The sequence below is a fragment of the Flavobacterium sp. genome (assembly GCF_031409475.1).
Classification (GTDB): domain Bacteria; phylum Bacteroidota; class Bacteroidia; order Flavobacteriales; family Flavobacteriaceae; genus Flavobacterium.
Map to the genome: position 1 here is coordinate 13430 of NZ_JANNXH010000071.1, position 18058 is coordinate 31487.

Annotated in this window: 15 protein-coding genes and 1 other RNA gene; 5 read left to right on the plus strand and 11 right to left on the minus strand. The window is 33.2% G+C overall.

Annotated features, from left to right (window positions below):
* Nucleotides 1-32: 32 nt before the first annotated feature.
* The 6 genes from RMO53_RS13750 to RMO53_RS13775 all read right to left on the minus strand — a co-directional run bounded on the left by RMO53_RS13750 (nt 33) and on the right by RMO53_RS13775 (nt 5666).
* On the minus strand, nt 33-1187 hold the full coding sequence (locus tag RMO53_RS13750) for a M14 family metallopeptidase (protein WP_310381803.1): 1155 nt from the start codon (nt 1185-1187) through the stop codon (nt 33-35).
* A 29-nt stretch (nt 1188-1216) separates the two neighbouring features.
* Entirely contained in the window at nt 1217-1768 is a 552-nt protein-coding gene (locus RMO53_RS13755) for a 1-acyl-sn-glycerol-3-phosphate acyltransferase (protein ID WP_310381805.1), read from the minus strand.
* 26 nt (nt 1769-1794) lie between these two features.
* A complete protein-coding gene (gene kdsB, locus RMO53_RS13760; RefSeq protein WP_310381806.1) occupies nt 1795-2535 on the minus strand; it encodes a 3-deoxy-manno-octulosonate cytidylyltransferase in 741 nt (246 codons plus the stop codon).
* The gene (locus tag RMO53_RS13765) at nt 2532-3050 is read right to left on the minus strand and encodes a hypothetical protein (protein ID WP_310381808.1); all 519 of its coding nucleotides are present in this window, start codon (nt 3048-3050) and stop codon (nt 2532-2534) included. Before RMO53_RS13765 ends, kdsB begins: the two co-directional genes overlap by 4 nt.
* 197 nt (nt 3051-3247) lie before the next feature.
* Nucleotides 3248-3961 carry a transposase gene (locus RMO53_RS13770; protein WP_310381810.1) on the minus strand — a complete coding sequence of 238 codons (714 nt, stop codon included), beginning with the start codon at nt 3959-3961 and terminating at the stop codon, nt 3248-3250.
* 283 nt (nt 3962-4244) lie between these two features.
* Nucleotides 4245-5666, minus strand: a complete 1422-nt coding sequence (locus RMO53_RS13775) for an AAA family ATPase (protein WP_310381812.1) — start codon at nt 5664-5666, stop codon at nt 4245-4247.
* 254 nt (nt 5667-5920) lie between these two features.
* On the opposite strand from RMO53_RS13775, the gene RMO53_RS13780 reads away from it, so the two are divergent.
* A complete protein-coding gene (locus tag RMO53_RS13780; RefSeq protein ID WP_310381813.1) occupies nt 5921-6739 on the plus strand; it encodes a DUF3822 family protein in 819 nt (272 codons plus the stop codon).
* Nucleotides 6736-7323, plus strand: coding sequence for an RsmD family RNA methyltransferase (locus RMO53_RS13785; protein ID WP_310381815.1), 588 nt, complete (start codon nt 6736-6738; stop codon nt 7321-7323). Before RMO53_RS13780 ends, RMO53_RS13785 begins: the two co-directional genes overlap by 4 nt.
* A 1-nt stretch (nt 7324) precedes the next feature.
* Here the strand turns inward: RMO53_RS13785 and RMO53_RS13790 are convergent, their stop codons facing one another.
* Nucleotides 7325-8578, minus strand: a complete 1254-nt coding sequence (locus RMO53_RS13790; RefSeq protein WP_310381817.1) for a cation:dicarboxylate symporter family transporter — start codon at nt 8576-8578, stop codon at nt 7325-7327.
* Between the two features lie 40 nt (nt 8579-8618).
* An RNA gene (rnpB, locus tag RMO53_RS13795) (RNase P RNA component class A) lies at nt 8619-8943 on the minus strand.
* Nucleotides 8944-9171: 228 nt separating this feature from the next.
* On the opposite strand from rnpB, the gene dnaX reads away from it, so the two are divergent.
* Both dnaX and RMO53_RS13805 read left to right on the plus strand, forming a co-directional pair.
* On the plus strand, nt 9172-10257 hold the full coding sequence (dnaX, locus tag RMO53_RS13800; RefSeq protein WP_310381819.1) for a DNA polymerase III subunit gamma/tau: 1086 nt from the start codon (nt 9172-9174) through the stop codon (nt 10255-10257).
* Nucleotides 10258-10559: 302 nt separating this feature from the next.
* Nucleotides 10560-10946 (plus strand): DNA polymerase III, encoded by a 387-nt coding sequence (locus RMO53_RS13805; protein WP_310381821.1) that lies wholly within the window; start codon nt 10560-10562, stop codon nt 10944-10946.
* 207 nt (nt 10947-11153) lie between these two features.
* Here RMO53_RS13805 and RMO53_RS13810 read toward each other — a convergent pair whose 3' ends face one another.
* From RMO53_RS13810 to RMO53_RS13820, 3 genes are read right to left on the minus strand one after another with little or no spacing between them, the layout of a single operon-like run.
* Nucleotides 11154-12044, minus strand: a complete 891-nt coding sequence (locus tag RMO53_RS13810; RefSeq protein ID WP_310381823.1) for an exopolyphosphatase — start codon at nt 12042-12044, stop codon at nt 11154-11156.
* Nucleotides 12045-12046: 2 nt separating this feature from the next.
* Nucleotides 12047-14140, minus strand: a complete 2094-nt coding sequence (ppk1, locus tag RMO53_RS13815; protein ID WP_310381825.1) for a polyphosphate kinase 1 — start codon at nt 14138-14140, stop codon at nt 12047-12049.
* A gap of 4 nt (nt 14141-14144) precedes the next feature.
* Nucleotides 14145-14630 carry a histidine phosphatase family protein gene (locus tag RMO53_RS13820; RefSeq protein ID WP_310381826.1) on the minus strand — a complete coding sequence of 162 codons (486 nt, stop codon included), beginning with the start codon at nt 14628-14630 and terminating at the stop codon, nt 14145-14147.
* A gap of 589 nt (nt 14631-15219) precedes the next feature.
* Between RMO53_RS13820 and RMO53_RS13825 the strand changes: the two genes are divergently transcribed.
* The gene (locus RMO53_RS13825) at nt 15220-18012 is read left to right on the plus strand and encodes an HYR domain-containing protein (protein ID WP_310381827.1); all 2793 of its coding nucleotides are present in this window, start codon (nt 15220-15222) and stop codon (nt 18010-18012) included.
* Nucleotides 18013-18058 lie beyond the last annotated feature (46 nt).

Here is an 18058-nt window from a genome sequence, read left to right on the forward strand (position 1 = left end):
ATATTATTAATTATATTTATTAAACACAAAGATTATATTTGAATCGATCCATTCACAAATTTTATATTTTTATCCAATATAAAATCGGCTTTTTGATCAATATTTGGATAATTTTCAAATGCATCAGCATAATTTGCGCCATGCCCATCATATTCAAAATGTCCAAAATAATTTTCTAAATTACCAATTTGAATAAAATAAGCGTTTAAACAAATCTTACCCTCAATTAGTTCTTCTTTGTATTGAGCCGCAAAGTTGGTAATTATTTCGATACTATCATAATTTATTTTAATATTTTTATATAATAAATCATAAAAAGAGACTTTATTTTGAGAAATATTCAAGTAATCGCCAATTTCATTGACAACTATATCGTTTTCGTAAAGTATTGAAAAACTTGAAATTAATGCAATAAATATATATTTGCGGGTTTCCTCTCTTAGATAATCATTTGGATAATGTCCAGCTTCAAATAAAACTGTTGGCACACCTAACGATTGAAAAGTGTCACCTATACAATTAATATTAAACGTATCATCAAATCGTCCTACCTGACCCGGAATGTATTTTTGTAAAACTGTATTCATCCCAGCAATTAAATTGATTGCTTTTAATCTCGATTCGTTTATTTCTCTTGCTTCATTAAAAGCTGGTGCCAAAAACGAAACTGTAGCCGATTTATTTGTGTTTCCTACACCATAAATAGTACGTTGGTCATGCAAATTATAACAAAAATAAGGTTTAAAACTATCAAAAGTAGCTCGTAATATTTTTGTTTCTGGTTGTGTTAAATTTTGTGAATCTCGGTTTAAATCAACTTCATTTGCATTTTCACGCGTATGAAGTTTTGCTCCATCTGGATTTAACATTGGAATACAACAAAAAGTAAAAGTTTCGAGAAAATTTGTAGCCAATTCAGAATCTGAATGTACTAAATTAAAAAAATCGAAGAGTGCTTTGGTAGTTGTACCTTCATTTCCATGCATTTGCGACCACAACAAAATTTTAGTTTTGCCTTTTCCTAAAGTATAACAATAAATAGGCTCGCCTTTTACAGATTTTCCAATAATCTGAACGGCATTATTTGTGTTGAATTTATTTAATATCGGAGTAATTAAATCTAAAGTGATATACCTTCCGTGCAGAGAAGGTTCTTTATTCTGTTCGAATAATTTTTCAAAATCCATAACAATTGTTTGATAATTTTTTAATCGGTTTAAACTTCGAATCCTTTTTCAGGATATTTACCCTTTGATCCTTTAAATTGTTGCAGCAAAATAGGTAAATCATTGTCGTAATCTCCCGTTGGTGTAAACGGAGTTCCAAGCTGAATTTCTTTTTTTTCATAATTAAAAGCAATCGGAAAAATTGGGACTTCGGCTTTTAAGGCTATAAAATAGAAACCTGTTCGTAATTTATCGACTTTTTTTCGTGTTCCTTCTGGAGAAATTGCCAAACGAAAAACCGCTCGTTTTTTGAATATTGCAGCAATAGAATCAACTCTATTTAATCCACCGGAACGATCTAATGGTTCACCTCCAGTGTATTTAAAATAATATCCAAATGGAAACGTAAACAACTCTTTTTTGCCAACATAATTAATTTCTAATCCCAAAACTCCTCTCGTAAATATCCCTAAATAGAAGTCATGCCAACTGGTATGAGGAATAACCATTACTACACATTTTTTAATATTTTCATCAAAAGTTCCTGTAACTTTCCAGCCCATTAAATTGAAAAATATAAATTTATAGATGCTTTTTTTCATTTCTAAGTTTTTTATAATCTACTAATTTAGAACAATTTTCTTGCCTTTTCTAAATCTTCAATTGTGTCTATTCCAATGCTTTTCTCGGAAGTCTCTACCATTTTAATACGTTTACCAAATTCTAGATAGCGCAATTGCTCTAGTTTTTCGGTTGCTTCTAATGATTTCATTGGCAGATTGTAGAAATCCATTAATGCCTGTTTTCTAAAAGCATAAATCCCAATGTGTTGCATATAACGGACGCCTGCGTTTTTGTCTCTTGGATACGGAATCACGGAACGAGAAAAATACAACGCAAAACCGTTTTGATCCACCACCACTTTTACATTATTAGGATTGTTGATTTCGACTTCCTCAGTGATTTCAAACATTAAGGAAGCCAAATCGACGTAATCCTCTTTGTCATTCCGAGATTTCGAGGAATCAAAGACTTCAATCAGTTTTTCCAAAGCTACAGTATTTATAAAAGGCTCATCGCCTTGCACATTGACCACAAGATCCACCTTCATATTTTCGACAGCTTCTGCAATGCGGTCGCTTCCTGATTCGTGTTCCTTGATGCTCATAATGGCTTTGCCTCCCTTGGAAGTTATTTCTTTATAAATCAAATCGGAATCGGTAACCACGAATACGTCATCAAAAAGATCGGACTTTTCAGCTGCTTCATAAGTTCTCAAAATCACGGTTTTTCCTCCCAAATCTTTCAACAATTTAGCGTGAAATCTAGTTGAGGCGTAACGTGCGGGAATGACTGCTATTATTTTCATTGTGTATATTTTTTATATTCTTCAGCTATTGCCGTCATATCAATTCTTTTTGGCTTTTGTTTGGGATCAAATAAATAAATTCCCCAAATTTCTTTTTCTAATTCAAGTTTTATTATTGTAACACTTTTATCAGTTGAAATAAATTTTAAAACTTTGTCGCTTTTCGTCATTACAATCTTGATTTTCTGTGATTCTAAATACTTATTTGAGTCGTTAAGATAAAATAAATAGTCGTCAGCTCCAATGTAAAAATCTTCTTCTCCAACTTCTTTTTTTCGTTTTTCAATACTTTTTCCTGTTGGCTCATATATAATTGCACTTGTATTTTTAATAGTTAAAGTATCGTTTTCATTTTTTTCAAAAATTTTATTTTTAGAAATTTTTCCATTTTGTAATTCTATATGTTTTTCAAGAATTCCATTTTGATTATTAGTTTCCCTTAATGGTTGTTCTTCTTTTTGGTTACAAGAAATAAGAGATAATATTAAAAATATTATTAATGCGCTTTTTTTCATTTGTTTCTTTTTTTATTTCTTATGACCCCAAATATAACATTTTCCCACAAAACCAATCTACATAATCTTTACAGTGTAAAGCTACTGTCGATTTTAGAAAGTGTGTTTGATAATTTATTTAAATAGTTTAGAGTGTTCATAATAAATAATTTTTTATGTAATAGAGACGCGATAAATCGCGTCTGTACGCTGGTAAATCATTTTTTATGAAATTTATCCTCTTCCCAGCTCGCTGGATTTTCTTCTATATAATTTTGTATTCTCTCAAATGATTCCGAATTTCGAATTATATGATCGTGAAAACGGGAATGCCATCCAAATTTTGGATTTATTTTTCGTATTTCAAAGGTACATTTTCCTTTGTACCATCGAATTATTCTAGATATATTATCTGCTAACATTGGATTATTTTCTCCAGCAAATCCTCCTATTTGATTTTCCTGTGGTACAGACGCGATTAATCGCGTCTCAATGCTACTGAAATCTTCCTCAATTATCGCATCCGAATGAGACACGATAAATCGCGTCTCAATACAATGGGCATCGGCATCAATTATCGCATCCAAATTAGACGTGATAAATTCAATTTTATCATCCGAATGAGACGCGATAAATCGCGTCTCTACTGCAACAACGGATTTATTGATAATTAATATTCCGTGCATATGATTGGGCATAATCTGAAAATTTCCCAATTCAACATAAGGAAATTGTTTTAGTATTTCTATCCAATATGCCTCTGCCAATACACCTACAGAATTCAAAATCATCTTTTTATCGACAACTTCTCCAAAAAAATGCTGCATTTCTTTGGTGCAAATCGTGATAAAATAGGCTCCATTAGCGCCGTAATCCCAATTTTTCAATCTTGCTGATGGCACTCTATATTTATTTCGGAATTTTTCTGCCATAATTTATTTTTTTTGAAGGTGTACAGACGCGATTTATCGCGTCTCACACAACACTCAGAAATATGATGCGAGACGCAATAAATCGCATCTCACACAACACTCGGAAATATGATGTGAGACGCAATAAATCACATCTCACACAACACTCGGAAATATTATATGAGACGCAATAAATCGCATCTCACACAACACTCGGAAATATGATGTGAGACGCGATTTATTGCGTCTCACACAACACTCAGAAATATGATATGAGACGCGATAAATCGCGTCTCTACACACATCATTCCACGAAACTTTCATCCTTAAATCCAATCAAATACAATTTATTTTTCGCTCTGGTCATTGCGGTGTACAACCATCGAATGTAATCTCTGTTGATGCCATCTGGTAAATACGGTTGCTCTATAAAAACCGTATTCCACTGTCCGCCTTGTGATTTATGGCAGGTTATCGCATACGAAAACTTAACTTGCAGGCCGTTGAAATATTCATTGGCTTTCACTTTTTGGAATTGCTTGAACTTGGTTTCACCATCGTAATCTTTCAAGACTTCTTGATACAATCGGTTGGATTCTTCGTAAGTCAAGGAAGGAGATTCACTTTTTATCGTATCTAATAATAGGACCGTTTCAAACGGAATCTGATTGGGATAATCAACCATTCTGATTTTTACTTTGGCAAAATTGAAACCGTATAATTCCTTGATATTGAAGATTTCCAATACTTCGATAATGTCACCATTAGCAATAAAACCTGCTTCATCGGAATCTTTTAGCCAGAAATAATTATTTTTCACGACCATCAAGAAATCTCCCGTAGACAATTCATTTTCCTTGTCGAGAATCTTCGAGCGAATTTGCTCATTATATTGATTGGCGCGTTTATTCGACCGAACGATGAAAGCCGTGTCTTCGATGCTGTAATTGCTATAAGCCGAATTGATAGCATCCTGAATGTCGTACCCATCGGTCAAACGGACAATGTCTTTGAATTTCTTGAGGTCAAATTGGAAGTCGTCGATAAAAGAATCCTTCAACAATTCTCGAAGTTCCGTGGCGTTATACAAAATTCCAGAGTTTTCTTCCTGGCGCATTACTTCGTCCAACTCGATATGTTCAACTTCTTTATTGTAGTTCAGCCCCAAAGTCTGAATGTCCAAAGCTGGACTAATATCCAAATTAACAGGCGGTAATTGCGCTGTGTCTCCCAATAAAATCAACTTGCAATTCGTCCCCGAATAAACATACGAAATTAAATCATCGAGCAAAGAACCATTTTCGTACAACTTAGAATCCGAATTTGTGTCGGAAATCATCGAAGCTTCATCAACGATAAAAATGGTGTTGGTGTGTTTGTTTTGTTGCAAAGTAAACGAAACGCCTCCGCCAGAAGATTTCTTGGGAAAATAGATTTTCTTGTGAATCGTAAACGCGGGTTTATTCGAATAATTCGCAATTACCTTGGCGGCACGACCTGTTGGCGCGAGCAAAGCATACTTTTTATTGATGTCTGCTAAATTATTGACGATGGTCGAAATCACCGTCGTTTTTCCCGTTCCTGCGTAGCCTTTCAATACAAAAATCGTGTTGTTGTCTATTTCGGTCAAGAAAATAGCGATTTTTTGGAAAAATATATCCTGTTTATAGGTTGGTTTAAAAGGGAATTTTTTCTGTAAAAGACTATAAAACAAGGAGGAATTCATTTGGAGTAATTTGACTGCAAAGTAAACAAAAGTTTAAGAGTTTTCGCCACGAATTTCACGAATAAACACGAATTTTGACTAGTTCTTAATATCACAAATTTTTAAAACAAATAGAATTTGTGCAATTTTATTTCAAATTTTAGAAAAATTAGTGACAATTGGTGTAATTTGTGGCTAACTTTTTTTAAGGCGAACGCCTTTGCTATTGCCATTAATTTTTGCTATTGCCATTGAAATTTTGTAAGTTTGCAACTATGTCCATTAACACTACCATTACCGACAAAAAATACAAAAAACTCTCGCTTCAGGTTTCCTTGACGGGACTTTCGTTTTGTGTTTTTGATACTTTAAATAATGTGATACTTTCCGTGAAAGAAATTCAATTTGACACTTTTCATAAAGCCACAAAAATCGAAGAATTGTTTGCTGATGCTTTCAGGGACAATGCTGAATTAAAGGATTCGTATGATGAAATAGTGGTGATTCACAACAACAATCTTTCGACTTTTGTACCAGAACCACTTTTTGACGAGAACTATTTAGGAAGCTATTTGCAATACAATACGAAGGTTTTTGATACTGATTTTTTTGCTTTCGACGAAATTATAAATTACCAAATGAATGCAGTTTACATTCCGTATGTGAACATAAATAATTTTTTTATTGACCAATTTGGTTCTTTCGATTACAAACACGCCAATAGTATTTTAGTAACCAAACTTTTGGATGCATCCAAAAATAATGACAATAAAAAAATGATTGTGAATTTCAATTCTGGTCATTTCGAAATTGTTGTAGTTCAAAACCAGAAGTTGCTTTTATTCAATTCTTTCGATTATCATACTCCGGAAGATTTTTTGTACTATTTGCTTTTCACTGCCGAACAATTGAATATGAATCCTGAAAATTTCAAGTTAGAATTATTAGGAACTATTGCCGAAGATGACGATTTTTATCAATTGGCTTTCAAATACATTCGAAATGTATCTTTGTTTGATATATCGAATTTGCAGAAAAACAATACTTTTTCGGCTGAAGAAAATCAAAAACATTTTATTTTATTTCAATCGTGAGAATCATTTCAGGTAAATATAAAGGAAGACGCATTTTTCCGCCCAAAGGACTTCCCGTTCGCCCTACGACCGATATGAGTAAAGAAGCATTATTCAATGTTTTGAACAATCATTTCAGTTTTGAAGGACTGAAAATACTGGATTTATTTGCAGGAACTGGAAATATCAGTTTCGAATTTGCCTCACGTGGCAGCACACCAATCACATCGGTAGATGCCGATTTTGGTTGTGTGAAATTCATCAAACAAGTGGCAACAGAATATGACTTTAACATTGCTGCAACCAAAAGTGATGTTTTTACTTTTTTAGAGAGAAACAAAGCCACTTACGATATTATTTTTGCCGATCCTCCTTATGCATTGGACCAAAAAACTTTCGATAAAATTGTCTTATTAGTTTTTGAAAAAAATACGCTTCAAGAGGACGGAATGATGGTAATAGAACATTCTAAATACACTAAACTCGACCATTTGATTCACTTTTCATTCAAGAAAAGTTACGGTGGTTCGATTTTTAGTTTTTTCGAATTAGACAAAAAAGAGGATTTGGAAATTAATGATTTTGATGAACCAGAAGAGGAATAACCTAAAATTCTTCTAAATTATTTTCTAGATTTGGTTCAACAAAATCGTACTCACTTTTTGCAATTACAATGGTGGCAACGCTGTTTCCAATGAGATTTGTAATAGCTCTGGCTTCGCTCATAAATTTATCAACACCTAGTAAAAAGGCCAAACCTTCGACAGGAATTTTATGAATTGCCGTCAAAGTAGATGCCAAAACAATAAAACCACTTCCTGTCACTCCAGCAGCACCTTTTGAAGTGACCATCAAAATTCCGATGATAGCAAGAATTTCAAAAAAGCTTAAATGAACATCATACAATTGTGCCAGAAAAATGACCGCCATCGACAAATAAATTGAAGTTCCGTCTAAATTAAAGGAGTAACCAGTGGGTATTACTAATCCGACAACTGATTTACTGCAACCCATATTTTCCAGTTTTAACATAATCGAGGGCAAAGCAGTTTCTGAGGATGAAGTTCCCAGAACAAGCAATAGTTCTTCGCGGATGTACTTTAGCAAATCCATTATTTTGATTTTGTAAAAGCGGAGAATACCGCCAAGAACTATAAAAACAAACAAAAACATTGTCAAATAAACCGAAAGCATTAATTTTCCCAAAGGAATAAGCGTTGCTAAACCAAATTTTCCAATCGTAAAAGCCATTCCACCAAAAGCACCAATTGGAGCGAGATACATTACATATTTTAAACCTAAGAAAACCGCTTTAGAAAACCGTTCCAAAACAAGAACTGTTCGCTCACGATGTTTGTAAAAATTGAGCGCAATACCAACAACAATTGCGATCAACAAAACTTGCAATGTGAGATTTGCCAAAAAGAATTGCCACCACGAAAAGTTATCCGCTGCGCCTTGTGTAAATTTACTTGCGTCTTGTAGAACCAGTCCCGATTTATCAATTTTTCCGGGTTCAAAATAATATGCCACCGCAATTCCTATGGCTAAAGCTAAGGTTGAAACTACTTCAAAATAGAATAATGCTTTTACACCTATTCGCCCCACTTTTCTTAAATCTCCCATTCCAGAGATGCCTAAAACGATGGTCAAGAAAATAATAGGAGCAATAAAAAGTTTGATAAGGTCTACGAAAGTTTTTCCTAAGATTTCCATTTGAATCCCTTTTTCAGGAAAAAAATGACCCAATAAAACACCAGCAATAATAGCAACAAGAACCCAAAAAGTGAGATTATGTAGTACTTTTCGAACTAAATTTTTATTTTTTTTTACAGAAATTTTCGAAGAGGAATGAATCATCAAATTATATTTGCTAGAAAACAAATATAGAACAAAATTTAAAAAAAGCAGACCTGTAAGCCGGATTCTGTCCCCAATAAATTGGGACCTTATCATTTATCTAGGCACGCAATTACTCACGCACTCCATCTTTCTACCCTTCGACAACGGGCGAGAACCCTTAACTATCGATATACTTGAAATTTCACCGCATAGAGTTTACCTGGTTTCACTACAGCATTACCTGTACCTGCTTTCTGTTGCACTTGTCCTCGAATACTCTGAAATAAATTCAGAGTAAACTGACGGCTGTTAGCCGCTATGCTTCTCTGTGGTGTCCGGACTTTCCTCCCCAATAAAATCGGAGCGATAAGGCGATCTGCGCTGCAAAGATAAGTTTTTTTTTTGGAGCTAATCCCGCTATTCGTTGCAATCTTTTTTTTATACCTGACAGGTTTCAAAAACCTGTCAGGTATAAAAAAAAGGATTTTCACTACTATCGGGGCTATGGAATAGTGTTATCAACAATCATTTGATAAATAAAAAAATCTTTCAATCCTTAAATTTTTCAATCTTTGAATTAAAAACTATATTTGCTTTCGGATAAAAATTATATGGAACAATTTGTAGTATCGGCTCGTAAATATCGCCCACAAACATTTAAAGATGTTGTGGGACAAAAAGCCATTACCAGCACTTTGTTGCACGCCATAGAAAGCAATCACTTGGCTTCTGCCCTACTGTTTACTGGACCAAGAGGAGTTGGAAAAACAACTTGCGCTCGTATTCTTGCCCGAAAAATCAATCAACCTGGTTATGACGACCCGAATGAAGATTTTGCTTTCAACGTTTTCGAATTAGATGCGGCTTCAAACAATTCTGTAGACGATATCAGAAATTTGATAGACCAAGTTCGTATTCCGCCTCAAACGGGACAATACAAGGTTTATATCATCGATGAGGTTCACATGTTGTCATCAGCCGCGTTTAATGCTTTCTTGAAAACGCTGGAAGAACCGCCAAAACACGCCATTTTTATATTGGCTACGACCGAAAAACACAAAATTATTCCGACGATACTTTCTCGTTGCCAGATATTTGATTTCAAAAGAATTACTGTAAAAGATGCCAAAGAACATCTTGCCGAAGTTGCCGCCAGCCAAGGTGTAATTTGCGAAGACGATGCTTTGCATATTATTGCTCAAAAAGCCGATGGCGCAATGCGTGATGCTTTGTCAATTTTTGACCGTGTGGTTTCCTATTGTGGTACTAATTTGACACGACAAGCGGTTACCGAAAACTTGAATGTGCTGGATTATGAAACCTATATCAAAGTAACCGACTTGATTCTAGAAAACAAAATTCCAGAGTTACTAATCGCTTTTAATGATATTTTAGCCAAAGGATTTGATGCACACCATTTTGTTTCAGGGTTGGCATCGCATTTTAGGGATTTATTGGTATCCAAAACTCCATCAACCTTATCACTTTTAGAAGTTGGCGAACAAGCCCAAAAATTATACGGAATTCAATCCCAACACGCATCTCAAGATTTCTTACTAAAAGGAATAGAAATTGCCAATGATTGTGATTTGAAATACAAAGTGAGTCAAAACCAACGACTGCTTGTTGAACTTTGCTTGATGCAACTTGCCTCCATCACCTTTGATGGAGAAAAAAAAAAGTTGACCAATTTATAGTTTCTCCCACTTATTTTAAGAGAACTGATTATTCTATTGTTGAAAAAGTCAATGACAATAGCAATGACAATAGCAATGACAATGAAAAAAGTCAAATTGAAAAATTTGCGGAACCAATAATTGAAGTTAATCCATCTGATGTAGTTGTTCTAACAGAAACAATACCCGAGAGCTATGCTCAAACAGGCGAATCAAACCCCAAACCAACAAAAACAAACCTTTCAGGAGAACCCAAAGTTTCTGCATTTTCTATTTCGAGTATTCGTGCCAAAAGAGAATTACTTGAAAGTACCAAAGGATTTGTGAAAGATGTCGTTCATCTCCCAATTGAAGCTTTTACTGAAACCGAAATGTTACTGCAATGGAGCAAATATGCACAACGTTTAGGCGACAAAGGGCACAAAATAATGGAATCGCTTTTATTGATAAGCGACCCCAAATTAGAAGGGTCAATAATTACCCACGAATTACCCAATGAAGGCTCAAAAATTGAATTTGAAACCGAAAAAAAGGAACTTTTGGGTTATTTGAGAGGTAAACTTCACAATCACGATATTGTAATTCAAGTAATTGTGAACGAAAAAGTAGAGAACAAATTTGCTTTTACCCCTATTGACAAATACAATCGATTGAATGAAATAAACCCCAATTTAGAGTTGCTGAAAAAGGTTTTTGATTTGGATATTTAGAGAAAAAATCTTGATAATTATTCATTTTTTGTTTTTTTATCCAAACTTAACTTCACTATAATTGCCATAAGTGAGTTCGCTAAAATTCCTAAATAATGTGCTGAATTATTATTCCAGCTTAAATTATTAAAATCAAGGCGTAAAAAATTAGCTATTATTAGGGAAAGGAAAAATACTAAAATAATTTTTCTAAAAGTATTATTTTGGCTAAATCTTATCATAATACATTGCTTTTACAATACCATCAGACAATCCTATTTTTGGAACATATATATTTCTAGCTCCACTCCATTTCATTGCGTTAAGATATATTTGCAAAGCAGGAATAATAACATCTGCGCGGTCTGGGTTCAATCCTATTTCTGAAATTCTTTGTTCGTAAGTGAGTGAATTTAAAAATGAATATTGAGAATTTAGATATATAAATGACATGGGTTTATCTTCTAATTTTCCTGACATTTTGAAAATTTTATTGATATTACCTCCAGAACCTATCAGGATAACTTCGTCATAATCTTGTGTGATTATTTTGATCCATTTTTCCATTTCTTCCCAAACTATATCACAAACCATTTCGTTAATTAAACGAACTGTTCCGGCTTTAAAGGATTTTGAAGCTTTAATTTGACCATTAGAAAAAAGTGAAAACTCAGTACTACCACCACCAACATCGACATAGAGATAAGTTTGGTCTGTTTTTAAAAGATGATGAAAGTCTGTGGATGCGATAATTATTGCTTCTTCTTTACCATCTATAATTTCTATATCAATTTCGGATTTTTCTTTTATTATTTCAACAACTTCTTTAGCATTGTATGCTTCTCGCATGGCAGATGTTGCAAATGCTTTGTACTTTTCTACTTTGTGTACTTTCATTAAAAGCTGAAATGCTTTCATTGCATCTACCATTCTTGAAATGTTTTCTTGGGAAATTTCTCCAACAGTAAAGGAATCTTGTCCAAGGCGAATGGGTACACGAACCAGTGCATTTTTATTAAATTGAGCTTCTTTTCCTTCTTGCTCAACAATATTAGTAATTAATAAACGCATTGCATTTGAACCTATATCAATTGCTGCAAATTTTCTTATTCTAATCATTTTTAATTACTCTTTGTGTTTTCTATTGTATTGTTTTCTAGTGAAGAGTTGTACCTTTCTTTATGGTAATTATAGGTTTCTAATTGTGCTCTGAAAATTGGGTTTTCACCTCGCATTCTATATTTATTGTCTAAGTTTTGTGAATGAAATCTTGCTTTTACATTCCCTTTCCAACCTATATCAAAGGTATCGATTAATTCATTCTTAATATCGTTATCATAAATTGGGCAAGTTACTTCTACTCTTCCATCTATGTTTCGAGTCATAAAATCAGCCGATGAAATGTAAACTACTGTATCTCCATTATTTTCAAAAATGTATACTCTAGAATGTTCAAGGTAATTATCAACAATACTTATTGCTTCGATGTTTTCGCTCATCCCAACAATTCCAGGAATTAATGAGCAAATTCCTCTTACTTGCAATTGTATTTTTACTCCCGCTTTACTGGCATCGTATAATTTATCAATAATATCAAAATCAGAAAGGCTGTTCATTTTTAATTTTATACCCGCTTTTTTTCCTTCTAGAGCATGAGCAATTTCACGATCTATAAGTTTATAAAAACGAGTTCGGGTATAATGTGGAGACACAATCAAGTGTTTATAGCGGTGTACTCTATAATTGATGTCAAAAAATTCAAAAATTCTAACTATATCTTTTAGAATCTTCTGATGGCTTGTAAAAAGTGTAACATCTGTATATACTTTTGCAGTCGATTCATTGAAATTTCCAGTAGAAATAAAACCATATCTCTTGATTTTTTGATTTTCAAATCTTTCGATAACACATATTTTACTGTGCACTTTAAGTCCTTTTATTCCAAAAATAAGTTCGATACCTTCGGTCTGCATTTGTTCCGCATAGGATATATTTGTCGCTTCGTCAAAACGAGCTTGCAATTCGATTTGAACGGTAACTTTTTTTCCGTTTTTGGCAGCACTTATGAGAGAGCTTATAATTTGAGAATTTTTGGCCAACCGATATAAAGTGATTTTGATAGTAGTAACTTTAGGATCTAAAGCCGCTTCTCTCAAAAACTTTGTAAGATAGGAGTAGGATTGATATGGAGCATTCAATAAATAATCTTTTTTACTGATTTTCTCTAATATACTCCCTTCTAAACTTAATCCCGGAATGGGCAATGGTACATTGTTTGCATAGAGTAAGTCAAATCTACCTAAATTTGGAAAATTCATATAATCGCGTCTGTTATGGTACTTACCACCAGGTATAATACTATCTGTAGAGACGATGTGCATTTTATCAAGAAAAAACTCAAGAGTGTCTTTCTCAATTAATTGATCATAAATAAATCGAACTGGTTCGCCTATTCTGCGATCTTTTACGCTTGAAGTAATTTTTTCTATCATGCTTTTACTCAAATCGCTATCAATATCTAATTGTGCGTCTCGAGTAATTTTAATCATATGTGCAGAAACACTTTCATAATCAAAAATATTAAATATGTTACTCAAATTATGTCGAATTACATCGTCGAGTAAAATAATATATTGCTTTTCGTTTTTTGATGGTAGTACAACAAATCTATTTATAGTCTTTGGGATTTCGATTACAGCATAACGAACTTCTAACGTATTTTTCATGACCAATTTTATTGCTAGATATCCAACAGTATCTTTCAAAACTGGAAATTCAGCTAAATCGTTCAAAATAATTGTAATAAGTTCAGGACTTAATTTTTGTATAAAAAAGTCCTTTAAAAACTCTTCTTGTTCATCCGAGATATCATTTTCATTGACCATAAAAATGTTTTCGGTTTCAAGTTTAACCTCAATGTTTTTTAATATTTGTAAACTTTCTGACTGCTGTTGAATAACAATTTCAGTTATATCCTTAACTAATAGTTGGGCAGAAATTCCCCCTAGAATCTTCTCGCTTGACAATCCGCTTAAACTCAACCGTCTAATTGCTGCAAAACGAACTCTAAAAAACTCATCTAAATTATTAGAAAAAATCCCTAAAAAACGCAACCTATCTAATAATGGTACTGAATCGTCAGCCGCTTCTTGAAGTACTCTTTCATTAAATGTTAACCAACTTTTTTCTCGATCGATGTACTTATACTTTGACATTTATTTAATTTAATTCTTTTGGGAAAACAGTTTTTATGGTTTTTCCTTTATTAATATGTATCCAATTATTGGTTTCAAATTGTAGTGCTACAAAACCCGAAGTAGGCACATTGTCAATAAAAATAGTGCCAAATTTATTAACAAAATTTGTAATAGCCTCATTATGTCCAAAAAGAATAACACTTTCGATATGATTATTAAAAGATTTGATAACCTGCTCTAGTTGGATTTCATCAAAGGTATAAAGTTTGTCTTTAAAAACGATACTTTCGATAGGATAAGAAAAATTTTGAGCAAAAATTAATGCAGTTTCTTGAGCTCGTTTAGCAGTACTACTAAAAATCATATAATTTTTAGGAATAAAATTTCTAATCTCCATAGAAACTAAATGGGCATCTTTAACCCCACGACTGTTCAAAGGTCTTTCTTTATCATGGAGTGGAGCATCCCAACTGGATTTTGCATGACGTATTAAGATGATATTTTTCATATTTAAGGCTCTAAATTTTGAATGCTTTAAATTGTATGAATTATAGGAACCACAAATTACAAAATTTTTATGAAATCAAGCCCATTTAAAATTATAGAAAACAGTTTTAACAAATGTTTATTTACTTAAACATAAAATAAATCAGAAAATAAATAAACTCAAAAATAAATTCGTAATAAATTTTAATAAAACATAAAAAATATTCTGTAGTACTATACTTTAAAATGTGTTAAAAAGTGCATTTTATCTGTTATTTTTGCATTTAAACGATGTTTTTATAAAAACATATTAAAATATAAATTAGATTTGAAAAATGAAAAAGTGATAACTTTAAAACAGTAATGAAAAAATTATTCACTAAAAATATAAATTGAAATTGAAATTTGTCAAACAAAATAATTGATTAAAAGTATAAATAAAAGTTAATTTTCACCTCTTTCATAAGAGTTTTACAGCATAATATTAGCTTTTAAACGAGTTTTTTGGTCATTGATAGAAAAAAAGCATCAATTTCAACCTAAGCATATAAATTTGTTCATATTAAAGTATAACCCCAAATATTACACACAATAAATTAAAATTTAATTGTATGAAAACTAAAATTACCCTTATTTTACTGGCCTTCTTTATGTTTGTTAGTAATACATATTCACAATTTGATGCTCAACATCCTGATTTAAGGTTATGTGGTTACAATTGTACTGCAAATAACGCAAGTGTAACTAATGTCTATTTGAGTGCAACTGTAAATGGCACACCATTAGAAAATTTTGTACCAACCTGTAATGTTGGAGTAGATTCGTACCCAGTGACTATTTGGATGAATTACACTCAGAATACAGCAAATTCTGTTTCTGATGTTCGTTTATTTGCAGATTTGAAATTTGGTACGGCTGCTGTAACACCTGTTAATAAATATATAGGTACTTTACCTTCAACAAAGAATTTACCTCCTGGTAAAATACAGATTACTACAGTACCTGTAACTTGGTTTTGCGGTGATGCATTAACTTTTTCGAATATATTAGTAGTATGGCAAGGTAAAAATATTATTGATGGAACAACTCCTTACGATTGTGCTGCTTATACGAGTTCTAAATGTGATTATGCTATCGCTACTCTTTTTTCATCTCCTCTTGCTGTTCAGTTTACATACAAAGCATGTAAATCAGGAAATAATACTACGGTAAATTTTACTTCAACTACAAATGGTGGAAAAGCACCATATACTTATGCTTGGGACTTTGATAATAATGGCACAACTGATGCTACAGGTGCAACAACTACAAAAGTTTATACTACATCTGGAAATACTGCCAAGTTAACCGTAACTGATGCTAATGGGACAATGAACTCTTATAGTTTACTTATAACTACTCCAAATGAAATTATATTATCTGAAACACATGTAAATGCGGGATGTAATGGTGCCCCAACTGGATCAATAGATTTAACCGCAACTGGTGGAACTGGTGCATTAACATATTCTTGGACTAAAAATGGAGTCGCTTTTGCTGTTACTCCAGATTTAACAAATATAGCAGCTGGAACATATATTGTTACTGTTACTGATACTCATGGATGTATAAAAACGCTTACAGTTGTCGTAACAGGACATGATGTAGACAAACCTGTTATCACTTGTCCTGCCGCTTTCACAATTGGAACAAATACTGCTTGTACTTATGTAGGTGTTATCGGAACGGCAACGGCTACCGATAATTGTACTGCAACGGGTTTAATAGTAATATCTAACAATGCACCGAGTGCTTTCCCTGTTGGAAGTACTACTGTTACTTGGACTGCAACAGATGCCACTGGAAACTTTGCTACTTGTAATCAAATAGTAACGGTAAGTGATGATGACAAACCTGTTATCACTTGTCCTGCTGCTTTTACAATTGGAACAAATACCGCTTGTACTTATGTAGGTCCTATCGGAACTCCAACTGCTACCGATAATTGTACTGCAACGGGTTTAATAGTAATATCTAACAATGCACCGACTGTTTTCCCTATTGGAAGTACTTCTGTAACTTGGACTGCAACGGATGCTGCTGGAAACTTTGCTACGTGTACTCAAATAGTAACGGTAAGTGATGATGACAAACCTGTTATTTCATCAGCTGGTTCTAACGCAACAATTAATTGTCCTGCAGTACCAGTTTTTACATCGCCAACCGCAACCGATAATTGTGGAATCGCAACTGTTAATCTTTTATCCGACGTAACCACTCCAGGAAATTGTCCTGGTGCTTACATTAGAAAAATGACCTGGGATGCAACTGATTCGAATAATAATCATAGTAACCAAATAAGTCAAACAATAACTGTAATTGACAATACTGCTCCTACTTTTACAGTTCCTTCTGCTACAACAGTCAATACAGATGCAAATTGTGTTGCAAATATTGACCCTTCTTCAACAGGAACTGTAACAAACATAAGCGATACTTGTGATTCAAACCCAGTTGTAACTTATACTGATACAGAATGTTTTGGATTTACTGCAAATAATGGATCTATAAATGCTGGTCAAGGTAATTATTTCCCATTTACTGTTGATGGATTTGATGACTTAACAGCAAATAATATAGAAAAAATTGCATTAGCATTTGAAACTAATCAAGGTAAAGGTAGAGCTGAATTCACTTTAGTTTCACCTAGCGGACAAGGAGTAATTTTAGTTGGATCATATTGTACTGGAGGAAATTGTGATGATGCAACTCCTAGTACTCAAGAATTATATTTACCAGTATTCTATCCAAATAATTCTGGTTATACACAATGGAATAATAATAACTTTATACAAGATGGGGTTAGTCAAAACATGACTCCAAACGGTGGATTAACTTCTCCTAATACAATTGTTGGATTAACCTCTTATGTGTCTAATTTTGAATCATTAACTGGTCCGATGAATGGCACTTGGTTTATTTATTCAAGAAAACAAGCAAGTGTAAATGGTAGCATAGATTTCAATAGTGTATGTTTAACCCCTTCAAGTTCATGTTTAAGTAATAAAGTTATCACAAGAACTTGGACTGTAACTGATGCGTGTGGAAATAATTCTTCTGCAACACAAACTATAAAAGTTCAAGATACAACGGATCCAACGATTACTGGAACTCCTGCTGCTGTAACTTATGATTGTGCGGCTGATGTGCCTGTTGCTTCTATCGCTTCAGTATCTGCAACTGATAATTGTCTTGGTACAGTAACTGTTAGTGTTGCTGATGCAATCACTGCTGGTGCTTGTGCAAATAAATATTCTATTCTAAGAACATGGACTGCAACGGATCTTTGTGGGAATAGTACAACGAGTACTCAAAATATAACTGTAGAGGCGACTACGGAACCAAATATCGAAGGAACTGCTTGAGCGGTAGCATATGATTGAGCGGATGATGTGCCTGTGGCTGCTATCG